Origin of the sequence: Mycobacterium sp. (genome assembly GCF_046095365.1) — a bacterium.
Taxonomy (GTDB): domain Bacteria; phylum Actinomycetota; class Actinomycetes; order Mycobacteriales; family Mycobacteriaceae; genus Mycobacterium.
On record NZ_JBJTJF010000077.1, the window covers coordinates 26,708 to 49,603 of the forward strand.

A 22,896-nucleotide genomic window follows, 5' to 3' on the forward strand; every position below is an offset into this window, starting at 1 on the left:
CCGGACATCGAGTCGTGCCGGTCGGGAGGTGACATGAACCGATTCCTCTCCGGCATCGTGTCGTGGTTGCGGGCCGGCTACCCCAACGGGGTGCCGCGCAACGACTACCTCCCCATCCTGGCGTTGCTGTCCCGGCGCCTTACCGCTGACGAGATCATCGAGGTCGCCCGGCAGCTGAGGCACCTGCCCCAACCCGGCTTCATCGACGTCGGCGCCGAGATCCTGCGGATCACCGACCAGCTGCCCAAGCCGACCGAGGTGGAGCGGGTGCGGGCCAAACTGGCCGCCTTCGGGTGGCCGCTGGACAACGCACGCGAAGTCGAGGAAACCGGATAGCAGCCCTCCGCGCGCTCGTCGTTCCGCCGGGTCCGGCGGCTCTGTCGATGCTGGCCGCCCTGCAGGGCGTGCTCGACGGCCGCGACGCCGCATTCGTCCCGATTCCGGCCGGGAATCTGCGGCTGGCCGAACTGCTGACCACGGCACTGCGGCTCGACGAGGAGATCGACGACGACGTCGCCCTGGTGATCGCCACCTCGGGCTCCACCGGAACGCCCAAGGGCGCCATGCTCACCCCGGCCGCCCTGATCGCCGGCGCGACAGCAACACACGACCGGCTCGGCGGACCGGGAACCTGGTTGCTTGCGCTGCCCAGCTACCACATCGCCGGAATCCAGGTCCTGGTGCGCAGTCTGCTGGCCGGCACGGTCCCGGCCGAGATCGACATCTCGAGCGGTTTCGATCCGGCCGAATTACCAAGGGCGGTAGGCGAACTCGGGTCCGGGCGGCGCTACGCCGCACTGGTGTCCAATCAACTGTCCAAGGCGCTGGCCGACCCGGCGGCCACCGCCGCACTGGCCGAACTGGACGCGGTGCTGCTCGGCGGGGGCCCGGCGCCGCGCCCGCTGCTGGACGCGGCTGCCGACGCCGGAATCATGGTGGTGCGCACCTACGGATCCAGCGAGACGGCCGGCGGCTGCGTCTACGACGGTGTCCCGCTGGACGGCGTGGAGATCCGCATCGAGGACCCGACACCGGCCGGGCAGGGCCGCATCGCCGTCGGCGGTGCCACCCTGGCCAGCGGGTACCGCAACCCGCCGGGATCCAGGCCCGACCCGTTCGCCGAGCCGGGCTGGTTTGCCACCGAGGACGTCGGCTGCTTGGACGAGGCCGGGCGGCTGGCGGTGCTGGGCCGGGCGGACGACGCGATCATCAGCGGCGGACTGACCGTCCTGCCGGGTCCGGTGGAGGCCGTGCTGTGCCGACACCCGGCGGTGAGCGAGTGCGCGGTGTTCGGCGTCCCCGACGACCGCCTCGGCCGGCGGGTCGCCGCCGCGGTGGTGCTCCGAGCGGGGGCACCGGCGCCGGCCCTGGCCGAGGTGCACGAGTTCGTCGCGCGATCCCTGGACGGCGTCGCGGCCCCGCGGGAACTGCATGTCGTCGCCGAACTGCCCCGCCGCGGCATCGGCAAAATCGACCGCCGGGCATTGAGCGAGCGGTTCCAGCGTTAATGCCGTCGCAGTGACGAAACCGTGACGGCACAGCGGGTCCCGCGCCATCACGGTTAGGGTTGGCTACATGACCGCCCGGGTTCTGGTCGCCGACGACGACGCCGTGGTACGCGACGTCGTCCGGCGCTATCTCGAGCGGGACGGACTCGAGGTTCTCGTCGTCGGCGACGGCAACGAGGCGCTTCGGGTGCTGGGCACCGAACGCATCGACGTGGCCGTGCTCGACGTGATGATGCCCGGCCCGAACGGGCTGTCGCTGTGCCGCACGCTGCGCCAGGGCGGCGACTACACCGTGCCGGTGATCCTGCTGACCGCACTCGGCGAGGAGGACGACCGGATCGCCGGGCTGGAAGCCGGGGCCGACGACTATCTGACCAAGCCGTTCAGCCCGCGCGAGTTGGCGCTGCGGGTGCGCTCGGTGCTGCGCCGCGCGCCGGCCGCGCCGTCGACGGTGCCATTGGAGATCACCGTCGGCCGGCTGACCGTGTCGACGGCGTCGAGGTCGGTGACCGTCGGGGGTGAGCCGATCGGCCTGACCAACCGGGAGTTCGACCTGCTGCTGTTCTTCCTGACCCACACCGACACGGTCTTCTCACGCGAGGAACTGCTCAAGCGGGTGTGGAACTGGGACTTCGGCGACCTGTCGACGGTGACGGTGCACGTCAAGCGCCTGCGGTCCAAACTCGGCGAGGCCCATCGAATCCAGACGGTCTGGGGTCGCGGTTACCTGTGGCGGGGTGAGGCCGGCGGCGGTGACCGTGACTTCGCATGAACTGGTCAAAGTCGCGCTGCTCGCTCTCGGTTGCTCACTGCCGGTGGTGCTGCTCGGCGGTCTGATCATCCGGCTGGCGCGGTCCTGGTCGGTGACCGTGAGCATGGTCGCGCTGGTGCTGATCCCCACCCTGGCGACGTTCGCCGGGGTGTTCTGCGCCAGCCGGTTCATGACCGAGCCGAACTTTCAGGCCATCGCCATCGTGCTGCTGATCGTGGCGGTGGTCACCCTGCCCTCGGCGGTGATGCTGGCCCGCTACCAGGCCCGCAGGACAGTGTGGGAGCAGGACATTCAGGACGCGGAAGCGGCCGCCGAACAGTCCCGCCGCCAGTTGGTCGCGTTCGTCAGCCACGACCTGCGCACACCGCTGGCCGGGATCCGGGCACTGAGCGAGGCGATCGCCGACGGCGTGGTCAGCGACGACGAAGTCCGCGTGCAAGCCCGGCGCATCGAAGGAGAGAGCGTGCGCCTGCAGGAGATGGTCGACGACCTCTTCGAGATGGCCAAGATCAATGCCGGAGCGGTGAACACGCCCTACGAGCGGGTAGCCCTCGACGAGGTGGTCGACGACGTGATGTCGGCCCACGGCATCGCCGCCCAACGCGCCGGGATCAGTCTGGAGGCCGAACTGCCGGTCAAACCGGTGCGGGTGATCGGCAGCGACCGGGCCCTGGTGCGGGTGCTGTCCAACCTGGTGGCCAACGCGATCGCCCACACCCCGGCGGGAGGCACCGTCACACTGGCGGTGGGCGCCGACGCCCAGGGCGCGTGGGCGCGGGTCGACGACACCGGGGTCGGCATCGACGCCGCCGACCTGCCACGGGTGTTCGACGTCGCCTATCGGGGCTCCAACGACCGCGTGCCACGGTCGGATTCGTCGCTGCCCAGCGGTTCGGGCCTGGGCTTGGCGATCGCGGCGGGCCTGGTGCGCGCCCACCGGGGATCGCTGTCGGTGCGCAACCTCGACCGCGGCGCCCGCTTCGAGGTGCGGCTTCCGCTAGCGGCCGGCTAGCCCGCCGAGGGGCGTGCCGGCCAGCGCGATCACCACCAGGCGTCCGGATTCGCCGGTCTTCCACGGCCCCTCGGTAGTGATGCTGCGACGGCTGGCCACTCGGTGGACGATCGTGCGCTGATCGGGCGAGTCCTGCAGCCGCACAATTCCTTTGGCCCGCAGAACGCCCTCGGGGAGTCCGTCGAGGAGGGCGTCGAGTTCGGCACGGGCCATCGGCCGGTCGAAGGTAAGGCTGACGGTGACGTAGTCGTCGGCGTGTCCGGACGACTCCGGCTCCGCCGGTGCGTCCGGGCCGACGCCGGTCAGTGCCGCGATCGGGACGTCGGCGTCGCGGGCGTGCAGCACCGGCACGCCGGGGGCGACGTGCGCCAGCCACGCGTCCAGTTCGGCGACCTGCTCGTCGGAGACCAGGTCGATCTTGTTGAGCACCAGCACGTCCGCGGCGGCCAGCTGGCGACGGATGGTCCGGCCGACCACCGGGTGGCGTTCCCGCCGGCGCACCGTCTCGGCGTCGAGCAGCACCACGACGCCGTCCAGGCCGAAACCGGGGGTCAGCGCGTGGTGGGCGATCGGCGCCGGGTCGGCGATGCCGCTGGCCTCGACGATCACCTGTTCCGGGGGGGTGTCGCGGTCGCGCACCGACCACAACGCCGTCATGAGGTCACTGCCGATCGCACAGCACACGCACCCGTTGGTCAGCGTGATGGTGTCACCGTCGGCCGAGGCGATCAGATCACCGTCGATTCCGATCTCGCCGAAGTCGTTGACCAGCACGGCAATCCGCCGCCCGGCCGCCTTCAGCAGAATCCGGTTGAGCAGCGTCGTCTTGCCCGAGCCCAGATAACCCCCGACCACAGTGACCGGGATCGGCGTCCTCACCCGTGCGCGGCCTCGAACACCTCGCCCCCGACCACGGTGCCCCACACCGTGATGTCGCGGATGGCCATCGGGTCGACGTCGAGCGGCGAGTCGCCCAGCACGGCGAAATCTGCGAACTTGCCGGCCTCGATGGAGCCGATCTCGTGATCCATGTGGATCTGGAAGGCCCCGCCGATGGTGGCCGCGTACAGCGCCTCGTACGGCGTGATCCTCTCCTGCTCGCCGAGCACCCGGCCGCTGGGGGTCACCCTGTTGACGGCGCACCACATGGTCATCAGGTGCCCGATCGGTGTGACACCGGAATCGGAGTGGAACGACAGCGGGACGCCGTTGTCCAATGCGGTGCGGCAGGCCCACATCCCTCGGGTGCGCTCCGGTCCCATGGTCTGTTCGAAGTGCTGGTCGCCCCAGTACCAGATGTGATTGGTGAAGATGTTGGCGCAGATGCCAAGTCGTCCCATCCTGCGGTACTGCGCCGCGGTGGTGGTCTGCGAGTGCTGGACGACATGACGGTGGTCCAGCCACGCGTCGCCGCGCAGCACCTCCTCGACGGTGTCGACGAAGAGCTGCCCGGCGCCGTTGCCGTTGCAGTGGCAGTGCACGTTGAGCTTGCGGGCATGGAACGCCTTGACCGCGGCGAGCAGATCCTCCGGGGAGAACAGCAGCAGACCGTGGTCCTCACCGGTGTAGTAGCCCGGTTCCAGCATCACCGCGGTCCAGCCCTGGATGGAGCCGTCGGCGACCAGTTTGATGCCCGGTGCGCGAAGCTTGTCGGTCTCGATCTCACGCAGTTTGACCGCTGCGTCGGCGACGGCGTCGTAGTCCGCGGTGGTGCCGGGCATGGCGGGCAGGTTGTAGAGCACCATCCGGGCCGGGAAGGCGGCGTCGTTGACGGTGTCCTGCCACACCCTGACCTGCCCGGCGTCGATCAGCAGCATGCCGATCAACTCGGTGGACGTCGTCACGCCGGCGTTGCGGCACATCGCGGCGTGGATCTGGATCGGCCTCGGGCCCGTGCCGGCCGCCATCAGTTTCGCGAACGCGGACTTGGCCAGCATCATCGCCGGCGCTTCCTGAAGTTCGCCGTTGGGTTCGCCGTCGGAATCCCTGCCGATGCCCGGCGTCGGGCTGTCCCCGGTGATGCCCTCGGCCTCGAGCATCGCGGTGTTCACCGTGGCCAGGTGGCCACTGGCGTGGCGCACGAAGATCGGCCGGGTGGTCGACACCTGGTCGAGTTCGCGTCTGGACAGCCGCGGCAGGTCCGGGAAGTAGATCGGGTCGAAACCGTTGGCCACCAGCGGCTCGGACGGCGGCAGTGTGGCGTCCTCGGCCTTGAGCTGCGCGATCAGGTCGTCATAGCTGCGGATCGGGGTGGTGGTCCGGCCGTCGGACAGCGGGTAGGGGTGGTAGCCGACGTAGGGCATCATCTCGCTGGCGCTGTCGGCGGTGTGACCGTGGGCCTCGACGAACCCGGGAACCAGCACATGATCGGCGAACCGGTCGTCGACCCTCGCCTCACCCCAGGACTGGCATTCCTCCAGCGTGCCGGCGCAGATGATGCGCCCGTCTCGCACGGCCACTGCCTGGGCTTGCGGGTTCGCGGGGTTCATCGTGACGACGTGGCGCGCCGTGAAGATCGTGTTCACGAGAACTCAATCTAGGTCAGCGCCCGTCGCCGACGGCGGTTCTTAGCAAAGTGGGCGGGTCAGTCGTCCAGCGTGCGGGACAACCGCTCGGCGGCGTTGACGTAGTCCTCGATGAACTCCAGCACGACATCGCGGGCGGGCTTGATCTTGTTCATCAGGCCCACGCCCTGACCGACCCAGTACGTCGAGAGCGCCTGCGCCCCGGGGTGGCCGCCCTCGGCGAGTTTGTCGATGCGCCGCAGCGCCGGTTCGGCGATCATCGCCTGCAGCGGCAGCGGCAGCGGCTGGCGGCCCTTCGGGTTGGGCGCCCAGGCGTCGGTCCAGTCCGAGCGCAGCTGACGCGACGGCTTGCCGGTGCGGCCCGCCGAGCGGACGGTGTCACGCGAGGACGCCGACAGCATCTTCTGCTTGGTGTAGGGCGCGGTCTCGGCCTCCTCCGTCGTCAACCACACCGACCCGGTCCACGCGCCCGCGGCTCCCATCGCCACGCACGCGGCCATCTGCCGGCCGGTCACGATGCCGCCCGCGGCCAGCACGGGCACGTCCTTGCCGCCGGGGATCGCGGCGATGGCGTCCAGCACCTCTGGAATCAGCACCAGGGTGGTCACCTCGCCGCAGTGGCCGCCGGCCTCGGTTCCCTGTACGACGATCAGGTCGACCCCGGCCTGGACCTGTTTGATCGCGTGCTCCTTGGCGCCGACGAGGGCGGCCACCGGGATGCCGCGCTCCTTGCCCGCCTCGATCATGTAGTCCGGCGGGACGCCGAGCGCATTGGCCATCAGCGCGATCGGATGGTTCAGTGCGACGTCGAGAAGGCCCTTTCCGGTGTCGCCGGACAGCGCGGAGCCGGCGACCCGCAACTCCTCGACCTCGATGTCGTGGGCGGCCAACAGCTCGTTGATGAAGACGCGGTACTCATCCGGGATGCGCTCGGCGAGCTGGTCGCGGGTGAGGTTCTCGCCCTTGCCCTCGTACTTGGCCGGCACGATGATGTCGACGCCGTAGGGCTTGCCGCCCACGTGGTCGTCGATCCAGGTCAGCTCCTGCTCGAGCTGGTCGGGCCGGAAGGCGACGCCGCCGAGGACGCCGAACCCGCCGGCGTTGGTGACAGCGGCGACGACGTCGCGGCAGTGGCTGAAGGCGAACAACGGGAACTCGATGCCGAACCGGTCGCAGATCTCTGTCTTCACCAGCCCAGTATGCGCGGGCGCGGAAAGTGGTTGACTCTGGCCTGTGATGCTGCGGACGCGGATCGGCGCCGAAGGGCCCGTCGCGCTGCGGGTGGGGACCGCCGGACTGGCCGGCGGAGCGATGGCGCTGGTGACCGGGGTCAACTCCCGCCTCGCCTACGCCTCGGCGGTCGGCTGGATCACCGCGGCGGTCGTGTACCTGGTGTGGACCTGGGTCGTGATCTTCCCGATGGATGCGGCGGCTACCCGGGACCACGCCCTCTTCCACGAACGCGACGGCAGCCGTCACGTCGCGCACGTGATCGTGGTGACCGCCAGCCTGGCCAGCCTGGCCGGCGTCGGCTACCTGCTCTACGCGACGTCCGGGCCGAAACCCGACGTGGCCGCCGGGGTGGTCGGGGTGCTCAGCGTGTTCGCGTCCTGGTTCACCATCCACACCGTCTATGCGCTGCGGTACGCGCGGCTGTACTACTCCGCGCCCGATCCCGGCGACCCGGGGATCGACTTCGCCGGGGATGAGCCCGGCTATCTCGACTTCGCCTACATCGCGTTCACCGTCGGCATGTGCTTCTCGGTCTCCGACAACGGCGTGAAGGGCCGCCGGTTGCGGCTGACCGTGTTGTCCCAGGCCCTGGTGTCCTACCTGCTCGGCACCGTCATCATCGCGATCACGCTCAACCTGGTGGGCGGGCTGACCGGCTGAGCGGCCATGCGACGATTACCCGCATGGCAACCGTCGCGCAGTGGATCGAGGGTGCCCGTCCCCGCACGCTTCCCAACGCGGTCGCCCCGGTGATCGCGGGCACCGGCGCGGCGGCCTGGCTGGGTGCGGCGGTCTGGTGGAAAGCATTACTGGCACTTGCTGTTTCGCTGGCACTGATCGTCGGAGTCAACTACGCCAACGACTACTCCGACGGTATCCGCGGAACCGACGACGAACGGGCGGGCCCGCTGCGGCTGGTGGGCTCGCGGCTGGCGGCCCCGCGGGCCGTCCTGGCGGCAGCCGTGGTGAGCCTGGGCATCGGGGCGGTGGCCGGGGTCGCATTGGCGATGCTCAGCGCCCCGTGGCTGGTCGCGGTCGGGGCGGCATGCATCGCCGGCGCCTGGCTCTACACCGGCGGATCGCGGCCTTACGGCTACGCCGGATTCGGCGAGGTCGCGGTGTTCGTGTTCTTCGGCCTGGTGGCGGTGCTGGGCACGCAGTACACCCAGGCGCTGCGGGTGGACTGGGTCGGCGCCGCGGCGGCGGTGGCGATCGGGGCGCTGTCGTCGGCGGTGCTGGTGGCCAACAACCTTCGCGATATCCCGACCGACCGAGTGGCCGGCAAGATGACCCTGGCCGTGCGCCTCGGGGATGCCCGGACAAGGCTGCTCTACCAGGGTCTGCTCGGAGTGGCCGCGGTGATGACCCTGGTGCTCACGCGGGCCACCCCGTGGTGCGCCCTGGGCCTCGTCGCGGCGCCGCTGGCGCTGCGGGCGGCCGGTCCGGTACGGGGCGGCGGCGGCGGCCGCGATCTCATCCCGGTGCTGCGCGACACCGGCCTGACCATGCTGCTGTGGTCGGTGGCGGTGGCGGGGGCGCTGGCGTTCGGGCGCTGAGGGCTACCGGAGGCGTTCGGCGACGAACTGCGCCGCCTGGTCGACCATGCCGTTGTCCACATAGGAGAAGTGCGCCGAAAGGCTCAGCCCCGGAGAACAGAAAACGTCGCCGGGTGCGCACAGGTCGATCGACTTGGGGCCGTAGAGGGTGCTCATCTCGGTCAGCGGTCCGGCTCCGGGGATCTTGCGCATCGGGTTTCCGAACACCGCCACCGCGGCGACGTGATCGGCCAGTCGCGGCGGCATCGGCGTCGGGGTGTACCGCCCGACCGGACCCGGGTTCACCGTGATGAGGTCGATCACACCCGCGCCCTGTGAAATACCGCCGAGCACCAGGCGGGTGGCCGGACAGGTGTCGGCCATCCACTGCACCCGGGCGGCCGCGTCGGCCGCTCCGATCGCGGCCGACTTCTCGAATTCGAAGCTCGCCGGGTAGTTCACCCCGTAGGAGGCGACCGAGCGCCCGCCGGCCTTCGAGCGCACCGCGTCGACGAATGCCCCGCCGACATTCCCGACGCCGGGCGCGCCGACCGTGCCCCTGGCGAAGATGACTTCGACGTCGGGGCACGGATCAGCCGCCGCCACGTGCGCCCCGGGTCCTGCAGCCACGACCGCGGACGTCAGCGCAGCGGCGCCGATGATGCCGGCGAGGCGCCGTCCGCGCACGCGGCAATCCTGGCACACCCGCCGCGGCCGCCGACCCGAACTATTCGCCCCGGTTCTCCCCGCGCAGCCGGGACTGCAATTGCGCGCGGTCGAGGCGGCGGGATTCGTCGACCTCGGCGATGGCGGCGGTCGCGCGCCGGCGCAACGGGGCCAGCAGCCACATCCCAAGCGGCAGCGCGACCACGATCGCGAACAGCATGGCCACCACGAGCGGTATCTGGACCTTGATCAGGCTGCCGGCGAGGAAGATGGCGGCGGTCAGAGCGCCGACCAGGATCAGCCGGGCGAGGGTGTAGACGGCGACGTCGCGAACCAGGCGCCCGCCCGCGCCGCCCGACTGTTCGTCCGCCACGCCGGGAAGCCTACCCACGCGCGTATATTCGCTTCTAAGGAGGTTGGTCGTGATCTACCTGGTGCTCATCCTCGTCGTCGCCGCGTTGGGGTACGTGGCCCTTCGAGCGGCGCGCGAGAAGGCCCGCCGGCCGACGACCCGCGTCATCGGACCCGACGACGACCCGGATTTCCTCTGGCGACTGGGCCACGGGGACAACAAGCCTTAGCCGTCCGGGCTTGAGTTCGTCGAGGTCCTCGAGGCTTCAGTTCACTCCCGCGTAGGAGTGCAGGCCGACGGTGACCAGGTTGATGAAGAACAGGTTGAACACCATCGCGACGAAACCGGCGACGTTGATCCAGGCGGCCTTCTTGTCGCGCCACCCCGCGGTGGACCGGGCGTGCAGGTACGCCGCGTAGATCACCCAGGCGACGAAGGACACCGTCTCCTTGGGATCCCAGCCCCAGTAGCGGCCCCAGGCCTCCTCGGCCCAGATGGCGCCGAAGATCACGCCGAATCCGAAGACCGGGAACCCGAAGATGGTGGTGCGATAGGCGATCCGGTCCAGCGTCTGGGCATCCGGAAGCTTCGCGGTGATGCGCGCAAGTGCCCCGTCCTGCCCGGGTTGAGCGTATTTCGACGTCTTCAGCAGGAACAGCATGCTGGCCACGCCGGCGACCAGGAACACACCCGAACCGAGGCTGACCACCGAGACGTGGATGGGAAGCCAGTAGGACTGCAGCGCGGGCATCACCGGCGCGGCGTTGGTGTAGAGCCACTTGCCGGAGATGGTCAGCAAGACGAGCACCGGAACCAGCACGAACACCCACAGCGTGCGGTACTGGGGCTTGCGCAACACCACAGCCGCGGCGAGCAGGCCGCAGAAGCTGGTCAAGTTGATGAACTCGTACATGTTGCCCCACGGCACCCGCGCGGTGGCCAGTCCGCGCAGCACGATGCAGGCGAAGAGCAGCGCGATGCCGAGGTACACCAGCGCGAGTCCGGCCTTACCCGCGCGCTCGGACAGAGCCGGCCCGGACGTGTCGGTGACGATGCCGGGCCGGTCGGCGCCGAGGGACATCGCCCCGGCGCCGGCGGCGACCAGTTCGCGGTCCTCGGCGCGGCGTCCCCGGCTGGAGGCGAGTTCGACGGCCAGCAGCATCATCGCCAGGACCAGGACGATCACCGACGCGGTGAACGCCCAGTCGGAATAGCGGGCCAGGGAGATGTCGATGTGCTCGGTATTCATGCGCGATCCGCCTCCGCTACTCGCTGAGCCTTCATGCGCGATCCGCCTCCGCTACTCGCTGAGCATTCATGCGCGATCCGCCTCCGCTACTCGCTGAGCAAGCCTCTCCAGCTCTTCACCCCAACCCGAGTTGTCGGTGCGGGCCAGGCCGCCGAGTTCGACTTTCACCGTACCCGGGCCGGATCCTATCCCCGGGTCGCTTCTCCCCTGCGCGCCCGACGCGGTGATGCGGGCCCACACCCGCCGACGCCGCACGACCAGGGACACCAGCAGCCCGGCCATCATGGTCAGCGCGGAAACCAGTACCCATACCTGCCCGGGATCGTGGGAGACCTGCAGGTTGACGAAGGGCGTGGCGCCGTCGAAGCGCACCGAGGTGCCGTCGTCGAGGACGACCTGCTGGCCGGGGTCGAGGTTGACCCGCTTGAGCTTGATCAGACGCTTTTGCTCGATGAGCCGGTGATCGAGGGCGAACAGCGACTGCGGCCGTCCGGTGTCCAGCCCGGCGTCGCCGCGATAGATGTCGACGGCGACGGCGGGGTCGTTCATCGCCGGAAAGCTCGACGACAGCAGCTTGCCGTCCATCTGCTTGGTCGGAGCGAACAGTCCGGTGATCGCCAGCTGGTGCTTGCGCCGCTCGTCTCCGGTGTACATGCCCGCGGGCGGATCGAACCGGATGGTGCCCGAGGACAGCAGGGTCTGCGGGTTGTCGGGACTGAACTGGACGGTCTGGGTGCGCTTCTGTCCGTCCGGGAAGGTCACGGTGAAGGTGGGTGCGTAGCCGTGTCCCTGCAGATACACCCGATCGCCCCCGACCCGCAGCGGGTGGTTGACCTCAAGCCGGTACGGCCGCCAAGTCCCGGTGGTCAGGTCCTCGCCGGCCTGGTAGTCGATCTGGGCGGCGAATGAGGTGGCTTGCCCGCTGGGCAGGTACCGGGCCTGGAAGTCGTTGACCCGCATACAGATTGGGTAGAGCGAGGTGCCGTCAACCTTGTTGCCGGCCCGGAACGAGTCGAAGGCCGCCGGTGAGGCGGAGCAGAAGCCGGGTCCGCCGTTGGCGAGGACGATCACGTTGCCCTCGTATCCGAACAGCTTGCCGACGGCGACGGCGACCAGCAGACCCAGCAGCGAGAAGTGGAAGACGATGTTGCCGAACTCGCGCAGATAGCCCTTCTCGGCGGAGATCTCGGTGACCACGTCCCCCGTTCGGGTCATCCGCCGCCAGCCGCGCAACTGGCGATTGACGCGTTCAGCCGCCTGCCCGGGTGTGCCGTTGACCGTGGTCTCGAAGTGCCGGGGCAACCGGCTCAGGTTGCGCGGCGCCGGCACCGGCGCGGCCGTCAGACTGCGGATGTGTTCCACGGTGCGCGGCGTCAGGCAGCCCACCAGGGAGATGAACAGCAGCGCGTAGATGGCGGTGAACCAGAAGCTGGAGAAGACGTCGAAGAACTGCAGCCGGTCCAGCCATGGGCCGATGACCGGGTGCTGCTGCAGGTACTGCTGCACCTTGGACTCGTTGAGGCTGCGCTGGGGCAGCAGAGCGCCGGGGACGGCGGCGAGCGCGAGCAGGAACAACAGCACCAGGGCGGTGCCCATGGAGGTCAGCGCCCGCCACGGCCGGCGGACCCGGCCGGCCAGCAACCCGGTCAAATCGGCAACCTCACATCGCTGACGAAGGCGTCGCGAACCCAGGAGACGAAGTCGTTCCACACACCGGTCACCAGAGCCACGCCGACGGCGATCAGCAGCACGCCGCCGAACACCTGGATCGCGCGGCCGTGCCGGCGCAGCCAGCCGAAGGCCGACACCGCCCAGCCCGACCCGAGCGCGAGCAACACGAACGGGATGCCCAGCCCCAGGCAGTACGCGATCACCAGGGCCACACCGCGGGCCACACTGGCTCCGTCGGTCGCCGACGCCACGGCGATCACCCCGGTCAGGGTCGGCCCGAGGCACGGTGTCCAGCCCAGTCCGAAAACCGCTCCCAGCAGAGGAGCGCCGGCCAGGCCCGCCCACTGTCGGGGCGTGAACCGGGCCTGACGCTGCAACGCGGGAATGAAGCCGACGAAGACCAGGCCCATGATTATGGTCAGCACTCCGCCGATGCGCTGCAGCACAACCTGATTGGTGATCAGGGCGGTCGTCATTCCAAGGACGGCCACCGTGCCCAGCACGAAGACGGCGGTGAATCCGGCGACGAACAACACTGCCGAACCGGCCACCCGCCAGCGCCGCCGGGGTCCGGCGCCGTCCTGATCGGCCGGGCTGCCGACGACGGCGGCAAGGTAGGACAGGTAGCCCGGAACCAACGGCACCACGCAGGGAGAGGCGAAGGAAATCAGCCCGGCCAGCACACAAAGGCCCAGGGCCGCGAAGAGTGGTCCGGCGGCAGCCGTCTCGGCCAGGCCGGTCACGGGAGTCTCGGTGCCGGCTCGGCGGAGAGCCGCTGCAGCAGGGGAATCAGGTCGTCGGCAAGCAACTCGCGCAGGAAGATCGCAGCGACCCGGTGCTGGCGGTCGAGGACCACCGTGGACGGGATGACGGTGGTGGGATATCGCCCGCCGAAGGCGATCATGGTGCGCATGGCCGGGTCGTAGATCGAGGGATAGCTGACGCGACGGTCTTTGACGAAGTCGCGTGGAGCGTCGATGTCGTTGTCCCGCACGTCGATTCCCAGAAAGGCCACGCCCTCGCCCCGGGTCGCGTCGTAGGCCCGCTGCAACTCCGAGACCTCGGCCCGGCACGGTCCGCACCACTGGCCCCAGATGTTGATCACCACCACCTGGCCGGCGAAGTCGTTGAGCGAGATGGTCCGGGCGGTGTCCATCAGATCCGGCCCGGCCAGTTCCCCGGGAGTGCCGCGGGCCTCCGGCGGGTCGTAGGTGATGTCGGTCCTGCCGCCCGGTGCGACGAACTCGAAGGTCCCGCCCTGGGCGACGGCATCATCACCGGTGGAGCATCCGGCCAGCAGAACCGCCGCCGCAGCCAGAGCAACCACCAGGCGTCTCACCGCCCGGCGAGCTCCGAGTATCCCCAGCCGACATAATCCTCGCCGTTGAAGTAGAACGACGTGACTGAGGCGAGGTTGCACATCCTCCGGGTCGGGAAGTGATGCAGCGGTTCGGAATTCATCGCCCGTCGCAATGTCTCCACTGGAAGCTGGTGGCTCACGGCGACCGCCTCGTGCCCGGCCCCCCGGTCCCTGGCCCGGGCCAGCGCCGAGCGCATCCGCTCGGCGATCTCGTGATAGGGCTCGCCCCAGGACGGCGAACGCGGGTTGCGCAGGTGCCACCAGTTGCGGGGATCGCGCAGTGCGCCGTCTCCCGGGGAGACCCGCTGTCCCTGAAAGACGTTGTGCGACTCGATCAGTGAGTCGTCGACCTCGATCGGCAGTCCGTGGCGGACAGCGATCGGCGTTGCGGTCTCCTGCGCGCGCTCCAGGGGTGACGCGACGACGTGGACGATGTCGCGCTTGGCCAGCCACTCGGCGACGGCCTCGGCCTGTGCGCGGCCCCGTTCGGAGAGGTGGTAGTCGGGCAGGCGTCCGTAGAGGACGCCCTCGGGATTGTGCACCTCGCCGTGCCGCATGACGTGAACGATGGTCCGGGTCATGACGGCTGCGCCTCCGCGGCAGCGCGAGCGGCCGCGGGCAGGGCGGCTGCGATCCGGTCGAAGGCGTCGTCGTCGAGAGCAGCCGAGACGAACCAGGTCTCGAATGCGCTCGGCGGGGCGTACACCCCGGCATCGAGCAGGGCGTGGAAGAACGGCGGGAACCGGAACGTCTCGCCGGCCCGGGCGCCGGCGAAGTCGGTGACCGGTTCGGCGGTGAAGAACACCGACAGGAAGTTGCCCGCCCGCGCCACCTGGTGGGTCACCCCGGCCTCCGACAGCGCACCGGACAGCAGCCCGGCCAACCGGTCCGCGTTGTCGTCGAGTGCGGCGTACACCGCGTCATCGGCATGGCGCAGGGTGGCCAGCCCCGCCGCCACCGCGACCGGGTTACCCGACAGCGTCCCCGCCTGATACACCGGGCCGAGCGGGGCCAGCCGTTCCATCACCTCGGTGCGCCCACCGAAGGCCGCGGCCGGCAGGCCGCCGCTCATGACCTTGCCGAAGGTGAACAGATCGGCGTCGACCGGATCGACTCCGTACCAACCGGATCGGCTGATCCGGAAGCCCGTCATCACCTCGTCGATGATCAGCAGGGCCCCGTGCTCGGCGGTGACCCGGCGCAGCGCGGCGTTGAAGCCCGGCAGCGGCGCGACCGCGCCCATGTTTCCGGGGCAGGCCTCGGTGATCACCGCCGCGATGCTGTCGCCGAACCGGCCGAACGACTCCTCGACCGCGGCGACGTCGTTGTAGGCCAGGACGATGGTGTCCGCGGCGGTGGCGCCGGTGACCCCCGGCGAGGACGGCAGGCCCAGGGTCGCCACCCCGGAGCCGGCGTCGGCGAGCAGCGCGTCGACGTGGCCGTGGTAGCAGCCGGCGAACTTGATGATCTTCGGCCGGCCGGTGAACCCGCGGGCCAGCCGTACCGCGCTCATGGTCGCCTCGGTGCCGGAGTTGACCAGCCGGACCCGCTGCACCGGCGCCACCCGGGCGACGATCTCGGCCGCCAGTTCGGTCTCCGCCGCCGTCGGCGCCCCGAAGGACAGTCCGCCGGCGGCGGCCCGCTGCACCGCGTCCACCACCGCCGGGTGGGAATGGCCGAGGATCATCGGCCCCCAGGAGCACACCAGGTCGACGTAGCGGTTGCCGTCGGCGTCGGTGAGCCAGCACCCCTGTGCCGAGGCCATGTAGCGGGGGGTGCCACCGACGGCGTTGAACGCCCGCACCGGCGAGTTCACCCCGCCCGGAATCACCGCACAGGCCTCGGCGAAGAGCGTGGCCGAGGCGGTCGGGGGCGCCGCCTGCTCGATCATGGGCTCCAGTGTTCCAGCCGGAATGGGCCGGTAGGAGACGGGGTGGGGACCAAGGTCCCTTTCTTCCCGGCCGGGGCGACTTACCAGGATTGGTTATGCTACCCTAACTTAATGTCCTCGGTATCCGAGCGGATGCGCGCGCGTGCGCTGGCCGGCGGCCACGGCACCGCCGCCGGACCCACCCTCGCCGACCTCGGCCGCGGTCAGCGGGCCCGGGTCGTCGGGTACAGCGGCGCGGTGCCGCCCAGCGCGGCCCGCCGGCTTTTCGACCTGGGCCTGGTGCCCGGCGTCGAGGTGACGATGGTGCGCCGCGCGCCGCTGCGCGACCCGGTGATCTTCCGGGTCGGCGACTACGAGATCGCCCTGCGCGCGGAGCAGTCCCGCAGTATCCACATCGAGGTCCTCGTCGAGGCACTCCGGTGAGCGACGCGCACTGCGCGGGCGGCGGTGCGCCCACCGTCGAAGACGTCGGCCTGACCCGCTTCGCCGTCGTCGGCAGCCCCAACTCCGGCAAGACGACCCTGTTCAACGCACTGACCGGACTGCACGCCAAGACCGGCAACTACCCGGGGGTGACCGTCGCCCGCTACGAGGGCACGACCCGTCTCGGCGACGACGAGACCGTGGTCGTGGAGGATCTGCCCGGAACCTACAGCCTGGACCCGATCAGCCCCGACGAACAGATCGTCGTCGATGTCCTCGATGCCGACCATCACAACACCGGCGTCGATGTACCCGACGCCATGCTGGTGACCCTCAGCGCGACGTCGCTGCGGCGATCTCTGGGCCTGCTGGCCCAGCTGCAGCAGACCGGTCTTCCGATCTGCGTCGTGCTGACCTTCACCGACGACCTAGCGCGGCGCAACGGCCGGCTCGACATCCCGGCGTTCACCCGCGCGCTCGGGGTTCCGGTGGTGACCGTGGTGGCCGGACACCGCGACGGCCTGGCCGACCTTCGCCATGTGATGGCCCGCTTCGACTCCTGGACCGCGCCCGTCGTGCCACCACCCACCGAGCCCGCCGAGGTGACCGCCTGGGCCGACTCGGTGCTCGACGCCTCCGGATACCGGCTGCCCGAAATCGACAACCGCACCCACCGCATCGACTCCGTCGTGCTGCATCCGGTGCTGGGCACCGCGATCTTCCTGCTGACCATGTTCGTCTTCTTCCAGACCATCTTCGCGGTCGCGGCGCCCCTGCAGGACTACGTCGAGGCCTTCTTCGGCTGGCTGGGCGGGCTGGTGGCCGACCACGTCGGCATCGGCTGGCTCTCGGCGTTCCTGTCCCAGGCGGTGATCGGCGGGGTGGGCAGCGTGCTGGTGTTCGTACCGCAGATCGCGCTGCTGTTCGTGCTGATCGCACTGCTGGAGGGCACGGGTTACCTGGCCCGGGCGGCGTTCCTGATGGACCGGGTGATGTCGCGTGCCGGGCTGGAGGGTCGGGCCTTCGTGGCGCTGCTGTCGTCCTTCGCCTGCGCGATACCGGGCATCATGGCCACCCGCTCGCTGCCCTCGGCGCGCGACCGGCTGGCAACCATGATGGGCGCTCCGCTGATGACATGCTCCGCGCGGCTGCCGGTCTACATCCTGCTGATCAGCCTTCTGCTGCCCGGCCACGCCCGGGTCGGGCCGTTCAACGCCCGTGGCGTGGTGATGTTCGCGCTGTACCTGTTCGGCGCCCTGTCGGCGATGCTGACCGCCGCGCTGTTCAAGAAGATCACCTCCCGGGGCGGGCCGATGCTTCCGTTCTACATGGAGATGCCGCCCTATCAGGTGCCGCGGGCGCGCAACGTGACCGCCGAGGTGTGGACGGCGACCGCGGCCTTCCTGCGCAAGGTCACCTCGATAATCCTGGCCACCACGGTGGTGTTGTGGGTGCTGCTGAACCTGCCGATGCGCGGCGACGCGGAGCTGGCAGCGGCCGGCGTCGACACCGGCGACGACGCCGCCGTCGCCGCCTATGTGATCGACCATTCCTATGCGGCGAAAGTGGGCCGCGCCGTCGAACCCGTCTTCGAGCCGCTGGGCTTCGACTGGCGGATCAACATAGGCATCCTGTCGTCCCTGGCGGCACGCGAGGTCTTCGTCGCCACCCTCGGCCAGGTCGCCGCCGCCGAGAACCCGGAGGAGCCCGCACAGGCGCTTCGGGACATGACCGTGCAGAGCGGACCGCAGGCCGGGCGCACCCTGTTCGACGCCCCAACCATCGCCGCGCTGCTGGTCTTCTTCATGTACGCCCTGCAGTGCATGTCGACGGTCGCCGTGCTGCGCCGGGAGAGCGGCTCGTGGAAGTGGCCGGCCGTGGCGTTCGGCTACATGTTCGCCCTGGCGTGGACGCTGGCGTTCGTGGCCAGGACCGTCGTGGCGGCGCTGGTGTGATGTGATCGGCATCCACGCCGAACGGGTGGCCGGTCACGATCAGGTCGTCCGCTGGGTGGTTCCGCCGGGAATCCTGCCAGTCGGCCGGGTGCGCCGTGCCCCGGGCCGGATCGGTGAGATGCTCTGCGCGGGAACGTTTTCCGAAGCTCTGACTGAGCACGGCGCAGTGTGGCTCTGGCTGCGCGAGGACCTGTCCTGGGCGCGCGAGGGCCCGGCCGTCCAAACCGCCCTGCGCCAGGCGCTGGCCGAGCCATCCGGTTGGCTGGTGGAACCGGCCCCCGGCGAGGTGCTGGCGCACGTGACCGAGGACCTGCTGGCCGGATCGGTCGGGGACTTCGTGCGCTCGCACGGCGGGTCGGTGACGGCCCGCCCGGCCGGCGGCGAGGAGGTGGCGGTCCAGCTCGGCGGGGCATGCGAGCACTGTCCGGCCGCCGAGCACACTCTTCGACTGCGACTCCTGGGGGAACTGCGGCGACGCTGCCCCGATCTGGTGGAGTCCGGCGCCGGACGCGGCCAGCTACGGCTCCGACTCGAGCGGTCGGTTGGCCGGGGCGGCTCGGATACCTAGTTCGCCGGCCCGGCTGGAGCGCCGACCAGCCGATCGGTCCGCAATGCCTCGGGCAGGCTGGGGAGAAAGTGCTTCGTGGCGAAGGCCCTGATGTCGTCGGGCGTCTCGACCGGGTCGGCGCTGGGCAGCAGGAGCAGCATCATCGCGTAGCGCCAGATGCACTCGGCGAGCTCGCGAACGGCCTGCGGGCCGATCCGGCCGGCGAACCCCGGCGGGAAGATGACCTGCAGGGCCTGCTCGATCCGGGCCACCGCCGGGCGATAGTGCCGGCCTGCCAGTTGCAGGCTCAGAGCGGGCTCGTCGACGATCATCCGGTTGAGCACCCGGTGCCGGCGGGTGCGCAGCATGGCGGCGGTGAACGCCTCGACGTAGAAATTGGACTGCGGTCGTGTGGTTTTCAGCTCCTCGGCGATCTCGGAGAACAGCCGGGCGTTCTCCCGGTCCATGACGGCGGCGACCAGTTCGTCGCGATTGGCGAACCGGCGGTAGATGGTCGTCCGGCTGACACCCGCGCGTCGGGCCACGTCGTCCAGAGCCACCCGGCGGATGCCGTGCCGGTCGAACTCGGCCAGCGCGGCGTCGAGGATGGCCTCGGTCGCACCGTCAGGCATATCGGGCGAAGCCCTCACGGGCGTAGGGCACGTAGCGCAGCCTGACCGGCACGCGCCGCCATAGCCAATTCACCAACGGAGTGCGGCACAGCGCCGCGAAACGCTGATAGCGGCGCTCCCGGCGATGGTCCCAGGGCAAGTCCAGGATCGCGCGGGTGCGCGGCGGCATGCCACCGGTGGTCAGGAAAGCGGCCAGCGGATTGAACACCGGCGCAACGACTTTCCACAGATACGGCGGAACACCCTTGGGCGCCGGGAAGCCCCTGGTGACGTACCCGACGCCGTACCTGGCGGTCCGGTGAGCAACGAGGACCTCGCCGATCATGTGGTCCCAGTACTTCTCGAACGCCGCGTAGTCCGCGGGCATCGGTCGCTCGCTGACGCCGTAGCGGCGGTACCAGGTCTTGGACTCCAGGTACATCTGCTCCTTCTCCGCGCGGGAGAGCCGGCGCACGAAGGTGTCGGTGAAGTACAGCACCTGGTCGAAGAACGTCGCGTGCGCCCAGAAGTAGGTGTCGGGGTCCAGCGCGTGGTAGCGGCCTCCACCGAACTCGGCGGGCATCTCGCCCTTGATGCCGGTGTGGAACGCGCGCACCATCTCCCCGGCGTTGTCGTCGTCGCTGCCGTAGACGGTCCGGTAGATCGGCGGAAGTGACCGTCGGATGCGCGCGGAGGTGTCGGCGAAGAACACCGAGTGGTCCACCACCCCCTGGCCGAGTTCGGCGAGCATGTTCTGCAGAACCGCCGGCCGGGGCCCGACCAGCGCGATCCGGCGGTCGCCGAAGTACTGCCACACCAGCGAGCCGGGGCCCAACGGGAGGGCGTCGGGGCCGCTGGCGGGGCGGTGGGCCAGATCGGTCATGCGGAACAGTGTTACAGATTATGAACTTTGTACCAAATGCTCAGCCGCCGTGCCCGCATGCACCCCCGGGGGCAGCCCGCCTGAGTCGAGGCCCCCGGCGCAGCCCCGCCACCCCCAACACGGCCAGCACCCCGGCCGTCGTCGCCAGCACCCAGGCCAGGAACATCAGGGGCGGGTCGTAGGCAACCGAGACGGTGGCCGGCTGGCCGTCGATGACCGGGGCGACATCGACCAGACTCGTGACGTTCAGCCAGCACAGCAGTGCCCCGGCCGCCGCCACCGCAGCCCCGGCCAGTTGGACGGCATGCTTGCGGACCGGGCGTCTCACCTCGACTCCACCAGCCGGGTCAACGCGGCCCGCAGTCCCTCGTGGTCGCGCGCCCAGGCCTGGGCCGTGCGGTCACCGGCCAGCTTCAGGCCGATCGCGGTGCGGCCCCTGGGCACCCCGGACAGCTCGCCGAGGGTCCGGGCGGACTGCCACCCCTCCGTCGGCGGGCTGGCCCGCAACCGCCAGTTCTGGGTCGGTCCGGCGGACTTCGCCTGCTCCTCGGGTTCGGGGTACAAACCGACGATCTGCTGTACGGGCAGGACCTCGGTGCCCTCACGCAGCGCGTCGGCCGTCAACTCCACACTGGTGTGGATCCGGGCGGCCTTGATCTGCAACCCGAGAAAACCGGACACCAGCACCAGGAACAGCACCGGCACCGTCAGTGGAAAACCCAGCCCGGCCCGGTACTGCACGAACACCATCGCCAGCGCCGCGGCCGGACCGGCCAGCAACCACAGCCAGCTGGCTCCGGCCTCGGCGAACAGCGGCTCGGCGTGCTCATCCACCGGCGTACCACTCGACCACGCCGGGCCGGCTCAGCAGCAGTGTGCCGAGGATTATCGCCAGCAGGCTCAGCAGCGAAAGAATGTGCGTGCCGGAGAACACGGCGGCCACCGCGACCAGGACCACGATCGCCAGCCCCAGTGTCATCGCGGCCCGGCGCGACCGCGGGTCACGGTTGCGCGCGCGGGCGGCGAACCAGGCCAGCGCGCCTCCGGCGACGGCGAACAGGACGCCCCCGCCCCGGTATATCCGCGCGTAGGAGCGGACCGCCTCGTCGGAAACGGTCGGCGGGGCGGCCTGGCGCAGGGAGTCGAAACTCATGAACAGGGCCAGCAGTCCGCCGGCTATCAACAGGACCGCGGCCGCGGTCAGCAGCCAGCACCCGGCCGTGACGGCGCTGGGCCGGTATTCGGTCGTGGACATGGTCTCCAAGCCTATCGGGGTCGGACGGGTTCGGGCCGGGCCGGCTCAGCGAACGAAGAACCGCTGCGAATCCGCGCGGTGCAGCAGGTAGATCCCGCCCGCGATGAACACCGAGCCGAATATGCCGGTCACCGCGTAGACCACCGCGGGAACCAGCGGGCGCGAGGTGCTCAGCAGGTTGGCCGTGGTCAGGAAAATAGTGATCAGGCCGCCGGTGGTCAGCAGCGTGCGCGCCCAGCGGTAACCCGACCGCAGCAGCGCCATCAGCCCGACCACCACGCCGCCGAGGATGGTGGCGATGAAAGCCGTCATCACGAATACGTGCGAGTTGCCGGCCGTCTCGGCCGCGACGTAGGCATCGGCCAGTTGACCGATCACCATCAGCGGAACAGCGGCCAGCCAGAGCCAGAAGCCGGTGTCGACGTCGGCCGGACGCGATGGCGCGCCGGTGGGCGGCTGAGGGCCGGTGGTCATGCCAGCCAGCCCGCAGCCTCGGCCGCCCAGTAGGTCAGCACGATGTCGGCTCCGGCGCGCCGGATGCAATTCAGCGACTCCAGCGCGGCGGCCCGGCCGTCCACCCAGCCGTTGGCGGCCGCGGCGCTGATCATCGCGTACTCCCCCGACACCTGATAGGCCGCCACCGGAACCGGGGAGACCTCCGCGGCCGCCGCAACGACGTCCAGATAGCCCATCGCCGGCTTGACCATCACGATGTCGGCGCCCTCCCCGATATCGAGCAGTATCTCCCGCACCGCTTCGCGCCCGTTGCCGCTGTCCTGCTGGTAGGTGCGGCGGTCCCCGGTCAGCGTGGAGGCGACCGCTTCGCGGAACGGACCGTAGAACGACGAGGCGAACTTCGCGGCGTAGGCGAGGATGGCGACGTCGGGAAAACCCGCGGCGTCCAGCCCGTCGCGGATGGCGGCCACCTGTCCGTCCATCATGCCGCTCGGACCGACCACCTGCGCACCGGATTTAGCCTGCGCCACAGCGAGTTTCACGTATTGGGCATTAGTGGCGTCATTGTCGATACGGCCCGAGGCGTCCAGTACCCCGCAGTGGCCGTGGTCGGTGAACTCGTCAAGACAGGTGTCGGCCATAAGCACCGTCGCATCGCCGAGATCATCGGCCAGGTCGCGAAGCGCGACGTTGAGAATGCCGTCGGGGCGGATGCCGAACGAGCCGGTGGCGTCCCTGTCCCCGTCGCGGGGCACTCCGAAGACCATCAGGCCGCCCACACCGGCCCGCACCGCCTCGTCGGCAGCGCGGCGCAGCGAGTCGCGGGTGTGCTGGCAGACCCCCGGCATGGAGGCTATCGGGCGGGCCTCGGAGATCCCGTCGGCGACGAACATCGGCAAAACCAGATGCCGGGGCTCCAGGGCGGTCTCGGCCACCAGCCGGCGCAGGGCGGGTGTGGAGCGCAGCCGACGCGGGCGTTGCCGGGGAAACAT

At 70.1% G+C, this 22,896-nt stretch carries 28 protein-coding genes; 10 read left to right on the forward strand and 18 right to left on the reverse strand.

Going from position 1 to position 22,896, the window contains the following annotated elements:
• Positions 1–33: 33 nt before the first annotated feature.
• The 4 genes from ACKOQ4_RS06025 (at position 34) to ACKOQ4_RS06040 (ending at position 3,292) form a co-directional block, all read left to right on the forward strand.
• Complete coding sequence (locus tag ACKOQ4_RS06025) at positions 34–336, forward strand: DUF3349 domain-containing protein (RefSeq protein ID WP_526289831.1); 303 nt, start codon at positions 34–36, stop codon at positions 334–336.
• Positions 337–383: 47 nt separating this feature from the next.
• Entirely contained in the window at positions 384–1,508 is a 1,125-nt protein-coding gene (gene menE / locus ACKOQ4_RS06030; RefSeq protein ID WP_526289833.1) for an o-succinylbenzoate--CoA ligase, read from the forward strand.
• A gap of 67 nt (positions 1,509–1,575) precedes the next feature.
• Entirely contained in the window at positions 1,576–2,280 is a 705-nt protein-coding gene (locus tag ACKOQ4_RS06035) for a response regulator transcription factor (RefSeq protein WP_526289835.1), read from the forward strand.
• Entirely contained in the window at positions 2,267–3,292 is a 1,026-nt protein-coding gene (locus ACKOQ4_RS06040; protein ID WP_526289837.1) for a sensor histidine kinase, read from the forward strand. Before ACKOQ4_RS06035 ends, ACKOQ4_RS06040 begins: the two co-directional genes overlap by 14 nt.
• Here ACKOQ4_RS06040 and ACKOQ4_RS06045 read toward each other — a convergent pair.
• The 3 genes from ACKOQ4_RS06045 to ACKOQ4_RS06055 are packed head-to-tail and all read right to left on the reverse strand — an operon-like array spanning position 3,278 to position 7,007.
• Positions 3,278–4,171: a CobW family GTP-binding protein gene (locus tag ACKOQ4_RS06045; protein ID WP_526289839.1), complete on the reverse strand. Its 894-nt coding sequence runs from the start codon at positions 4,169–4,171 to the stop codon at positions 3,278–3,280. The genes ACKOQ4_RS06040 and ACKOQ4_RS06045 overlap by 15 nt on opposite strands.
• Entirely contained in the window at positions 4,168–5,817 is a 1,650-nt protein-coding gene (locus ACKOQ4_RS06050) for an amidohydrolase (protein ID WP_526289841.1), read from the reverse strand. The genes ACKOQ4_RS06045 and ACKOQ4_RS06050 overlap by 4 nt, the downstream gene beginning before the upstream one ends.
• Positions 5,818–5,876: 59 nt before the next feature.
• The gene (locus tag ACKOQ4_RS06055) at positions 5,877–7,007 is read right to left on the reverse strand and encodes an NAD(P)H-dependent flavin oxidoreductase (protein WP_526289843.1); all 1,131 of its coding nucleotides are present in this window, start codon (positions 7,005–7,007) and stop codon (positions 5,877–5,879) included.
• A gap of 46 nt (positions 7,008–7,053) precedes the next feature.
• Here ACKOQ4_RS06055 and ACKOQ4_RS06060 point away from each other — a divergent pair, with 46 nt between their 5' ends.
• Together ACKOQ4_RS06060 and ACKOQ4_RS06065 are read left to right on the forward strand one after the other, a co-directional pair.
• A complete protein-coding gene (locus tag ACKOQ4_RS06060; protein WP_526289845.1) occupies positions 7,054–7,710 on the forward strand; it encodes a DUF1345 domain-containing protein in 657 nt (218 codons plus the stop codon).
• Positions 7,711–7,733: 23 nt separating this feature from the next.
• Entirely contained in the window at positions 7,734–8,606 is an 873-nt protein-coding gene (locus tag ACKOQ4_RS06065; RefSeq protein ID WP_526289847.1) for a 1,4-dihydroxy-2-naphthoate polyprenyltransferase, read from the forward strand.
• 3 nt (positions 8,607–8,609) lie between these two features.
• Here ACKOQ4_RS06065 and ACKOQ4_RS06070 read toward each other — a convergent pair whose 3' ends face one another.
• A complete protein-coding gene (locus ACKOQ4_RS06070; protein ID WP_526289849.1) occupies positions 8,610–9,272 on the reverse strand; it encodes a cutinase family protein in 663 nt (220 codons plus the stop codon).
• A gap of 40 nt (positions 9,273–9,312) precedes the next feature.
• Complete coding sequence (locus tag ACKOQ4_RS06075) at positions 9,313–9,624, reverse strand: DUF4229 domain-containing protein (RefSeq protein ID WP_526289851.1); 312 nt, start codon at positions 9,622–9,624, stop codon at positions 9,313–9,315.
• A 49-nt stretch (positions 9,625–9,673) separates the two neighbouring features.
• On the opposite strand from ACKOQ4_RS06075, the gene ACKOQ4_RS06080 reads away from it, so the two are divergent.
• Positions 9,674–9,832 carry a hypothetical protein gene (locus ACKOQ4_RS06080; protein WP_526289853.1) on the forward strand — a complete coding sequence of 53 codons (159 nt, stop codon included), beginning with the start codon at positions 9,674–9,676 and terminating at the stop codon, positions 9,830–9,832.
• A gap of 36 nt (positions 9,833–9,868) precedes the next feature.
• Here the strand turns inward: ACKOQ4_RS06080 and ccsB are convergent, their stop codons facing one another.
• The 6 genes from ccsB to hemL form a co-directional block, all read right to left on the reverse strand.
• A complete protein-coding gene (gene ccsB / locus ACKOQ4_RS06085) occupies positions 9,869–10,852 on the reverse strand; it encodes a c-type cytochrome biogenesis protein CcsB (RefSeq protein ID WP_526289855.1) in 984 nt (327 codons plus the stop codon).
• Positions 10,853–10,918: 66 nt separating this feature from the next.
• Positions 10,919–12,448, reverse strand: a complete 1,530-nt coding sequence (gene resB / locus ACKOQ4_RS06090; RefSeq protein WP_526289943.1) for a cytochrome c biogenesis protein ResB — start codon at positions 12,446–12,448, stop codon at positions 10,919–10,921.
• A 50-nt stretch (positions 12,449–12,498) separates the two neighbouring features.
• A complete protein-coding gene (locus tag ACKOQ4_RS06095; RefSeq protein WP_526289857.1) occupies positions 12,499–13,266 on the reverse strand; it encodes a cytochrome c biogenesis CcdA family protein in 768 nt (255 codons plus the stop codon).
• A complete protein-coding gene (locus ACKOQ4_RS06100) occupies positions 13,263–13,862 on the reverse strand; it encodes a TlpA disulfide reductase family protein (RefSeq protein ID WP_526289859.1) in 600 nt (199 codons plus the stop codon). The genes ACKOQ4_RS06095 and ACKOQ4_RS06100 overlap by 4 nt, the downstream gene beginning before the upstream one ends.
• Positions 13,859–14,464: a histidine phosphatase family protein gene (locus ACKOQ4_RS06105; RefSeq protein WP_526289861.1), complete on the reverse strand. Its 606-nt coding sequence runs from the start codon at positions 14,462–14,464 to the stop codon at positions 13,859–13,861. Before ACKOQ4_RS06105 ends, ACKOQ4_RS06100 begins: the two co-directional genes overlap by 4 nt.
• Positions 14,461–15,774 (reverse strand): glutamate-1-semialdehyde 2,1-aminomutase, encoded by a 1,314-nt coding sequence (gene hemL, locus ACKOQ4_RS06110; RefSeq protein WP_526289863.1) that lies wholly within the window; start codon positions 15,772–15,774, stop codon positions 14,461–14,463. Before hemL ends, ACKOQ4_RS06105 begins: the two co-directional genes overlap by 4 nt.
• A gap of 111 nt (positions 15,775–15,885) precedes the next feature.
• Here hemL and ACKOQ4_RS06115 point away from each other — a divergent pair, with 111 nt between their 5' ends.
• Genes ACKOQ4_RS06115 through ACKOQ4_RS06125 form a run of 3 tightly spaced genes read left to right on the forward strand, consistent with a single transcriptional unit; the run spans position 15,886 to position 18,720 of the window.
• Positions 15,886–16,197 carry a FeoA family protein gene (locus tag ACKOQ4_RS06115; RefSeq protein WP_526289865.1) on the forward strand — a complete coding sequence of 104 codons (312 nt, stop codon included), beginning with the start codon at positions 15,886–15,888 and terminating at the stop codon, positions 16,195–16,197.
• Entirely contained in the window at positions 16,194–18,152 is a 1,959-nt protein-coding gene (feoB, locus tag ACKOQ4_RS06120) for a ferrous iron transporter B (RefSeq protein ID WP_526289867.1), read from the forward strand. Before ACKOQ4_RS06115 ends, feoB begins: the two co-directional genes overlap by 4 nt.
• A 1-nt stretch (position 18,153) precedes the next feature.
• On the forward strand, positions 18,154–18,720 hold the full coding sequence (locus ACKOQ4_RS06125; RefSeq protein ID WP_526289869.1) for a NifU family protein: 567 nt from the start codon (positions 18,154–18,156) through the stop codon (positions 18,718–18,720).
• Here ACKOQ4_RS06125 and ACKOQ4_RS06130 read toward each other — a convergent pair.
• From ACKOQ4_RS06130 to hemB, 7 genes are read right to left on the reverse strand one after another with little or no spacing between them, the layout of a single operon-like run.
• Entirely contained in the window at positions 18,717–19,331 is a 615-nt protein-coding gene (locus ACKOQ4_RS06130) for a TetR/AcrR family transcriptional regulator (protein WP_526289871.1), read from the reverse strand. The genes ACKOQ4_RS06125 and ACKOQ4_RS06130 overlap by 4 nt on opposite strands.
• Positions 19,324–20,193: an oxygenase MpaB family protein gene (locus ACKOQ4_RS06135; RefSeq protein ID WP_526289873.1), complete on the reverse strand. Its 870-nt coding sequence runs from the start codon at positions 20,191–20,193 to the stop codon at positions 19,324–19,326. Before ACKOQ4_RS06135 ends, ACKOQ4_RS06130 begins: the two co-directional genes overlap by 8 nt.
• 40 nt (positions 20,194–20,233) lie before the next feature.
• Positions 20,234–20,521 carry a hypothetical protein gene (locus ACKOQ4_RS06140; RefSeq protein ID WP_526289875.1) on the reverse strand — a complete coding sequence of 96 codons (288 nt, stop codon included), beginning with the start codon at positions 20,519–20,521 and terminating at the stop codon, positions 20,234–20,236.
• Positions 20,518–21,027: a transport-regulating membrane protein Mce1N gene (gene mce1N, locus ACKOQ4_RS06145; protein WP_526289877.1), complete on the reverse strand. Its 510-nt coding sequence runs from the start codon at positions 21,025–21,027 to the stop codon at positions 20,518–20,520. Before mce1N ends, ACKOQ4_RS06140 begins: the two co-directional genes overlap by 4 nt.
• On the reverse strand, positions 21,020–21,448 hold the full coding sequence (locus tag ACKOQ4_RS06150; protein ID WP_526289879.1) for a hypothetical protein: 429 nt from the start codon (positions 21,446–21,448) through the stop codon (positions 21,020–21,022). Before ACKOQ4_RS06150 ends, mce1N begins: the two co-directional genes overlap by 8 nt.
• A gap of 45 nt (positions 21,449–21,493) precedes the next feature.
• Positions 21,494–21,922 (reverse strand): hypothetical protein, encoded by a 429-nt coding sequence (locus ACKOQ4_RS06155; protein WP_526289881.1) that lies wholly within the window; start codon positions 21,920–21,922, stop codon positions 21,494–21,496.
• Positions 21,919–22,896 carry a porphobilinogen synthase gene (hemB, locus tag ACKOQ4_RS06160; RefSeq protein ID WP_526289883.1) on the reverse strand — a complete coding sequence of 326 codons (978 nt, stop codon included), beginning with the start codon at positions 22,894–22,896 and terminating at the stop codon, positions 21,919–21,921. Before hemB ends, ACKOQ4_RS06155 begins: the two co-directional genes overlap by 4 nt.

Coding starts and splice junctions, on each gene's coding strand:
- ACKOQ4_RS06025 (WP_526289831.1), top strand. CDS start 34: ATGAACCGATTCCTCTCCGGCATCGTGTCGTGGTTGCGGGCCGGCTAC.
- menE (WP_526289833.1), top strand. CDS start 384: ATGCTGGCCGCCCTGCAGGGCGTGCTCGACGGCCGCGACGCCGCATTC.
- ACKOQ4_RS06035 (WP_526289835.1), top strand. CDS start 1,576: ATGACCGCCCGGGTTCTGGTCGCCGACGACGACGCCGTGGTACGCGAC.
- ACKOQ4_RS06060 (WP_526289845.1), top strand. CDS start 7,054: ATGCTGCGGACGCGGATCGGCGCCGAAGGGCCCGTCGCGCTGCGGGTG.
- ACKOQ4_RS06065 (WP_526289847.1), top strand. CDS start 7,734: ATGGCAACCGTCGCGCAGTGGATCGAGGGTGCCCGTCCCCGCACGCTT.
- ccsB (WP_526289855.1), bottom strand. CDS start 10,852: ATGAATACCGAGCACATCGACATCTCCCTGGCCCGCTATTCCGACTGG.
- resB (WP_526289943.1), bottom strand. CDS start 12,448: ATGGGCACCGCCCTGGTGCTGTTGTTCCTGCTCGCGCTCGCCGCCGTC.
- ACKOQ4_RS06105 (WP_526289861.1), bottom strand. CDS start 14,464: ATGACCCGGACCATCGTTCACGTCATGCGGCACGGCGAGGTGCACAAT.
- hemL (WP_526289863.1), bottom strand. CDS start 15,774: ATGATCGAGCAGGCGGCGCCCCCGACCGCCTCGGCCACGCTCTTCGCC.
- ACKOQ4_RS06115 (WP_526289865.1), top strand. CDS start 15,886: ATGTCCTCGGTATCCGAGCGGATGCGCGCGCGTGCGCTGGCCGGCGGC.
- ACKOQ4_RS06130 (WP_526289871.1), bottom strand. CDS start 19,331: ATGCCTGACGGTGCGACCGAGGCCATCCTCGACGCCGCGCTGGCCGAG.
- ACKOQ4_RS06135 (WP_526289873.1), bottom strand. CDS start 20,193: ATGACCGATCTGGCCCACCGCCCCGCCAGCGGCCCCGACGCCCTCCCG.
- ACKOQ4_RS06150 (WP_526289879.1), bottom strand. CDS start 21,448: ATGTCCACGACCGAATACCGGCCCAGCGCCGTCACGGCCGGGTGCTGG.
- ACKOQ4_RS06155 (WP_526289881.1), bottom strand. CDS start 21,922: ATGACCACCGGCCCTCAGCCGCCCACCGGCGCGCCATCGCGTCCGGCC.
- hemB (WP_526289883.1), bottom strand. CDS start 22,896: ATGTTTCCCCGGCAACGCCCGCGTCGGCTGCGCTCCACACCCGCCCTG.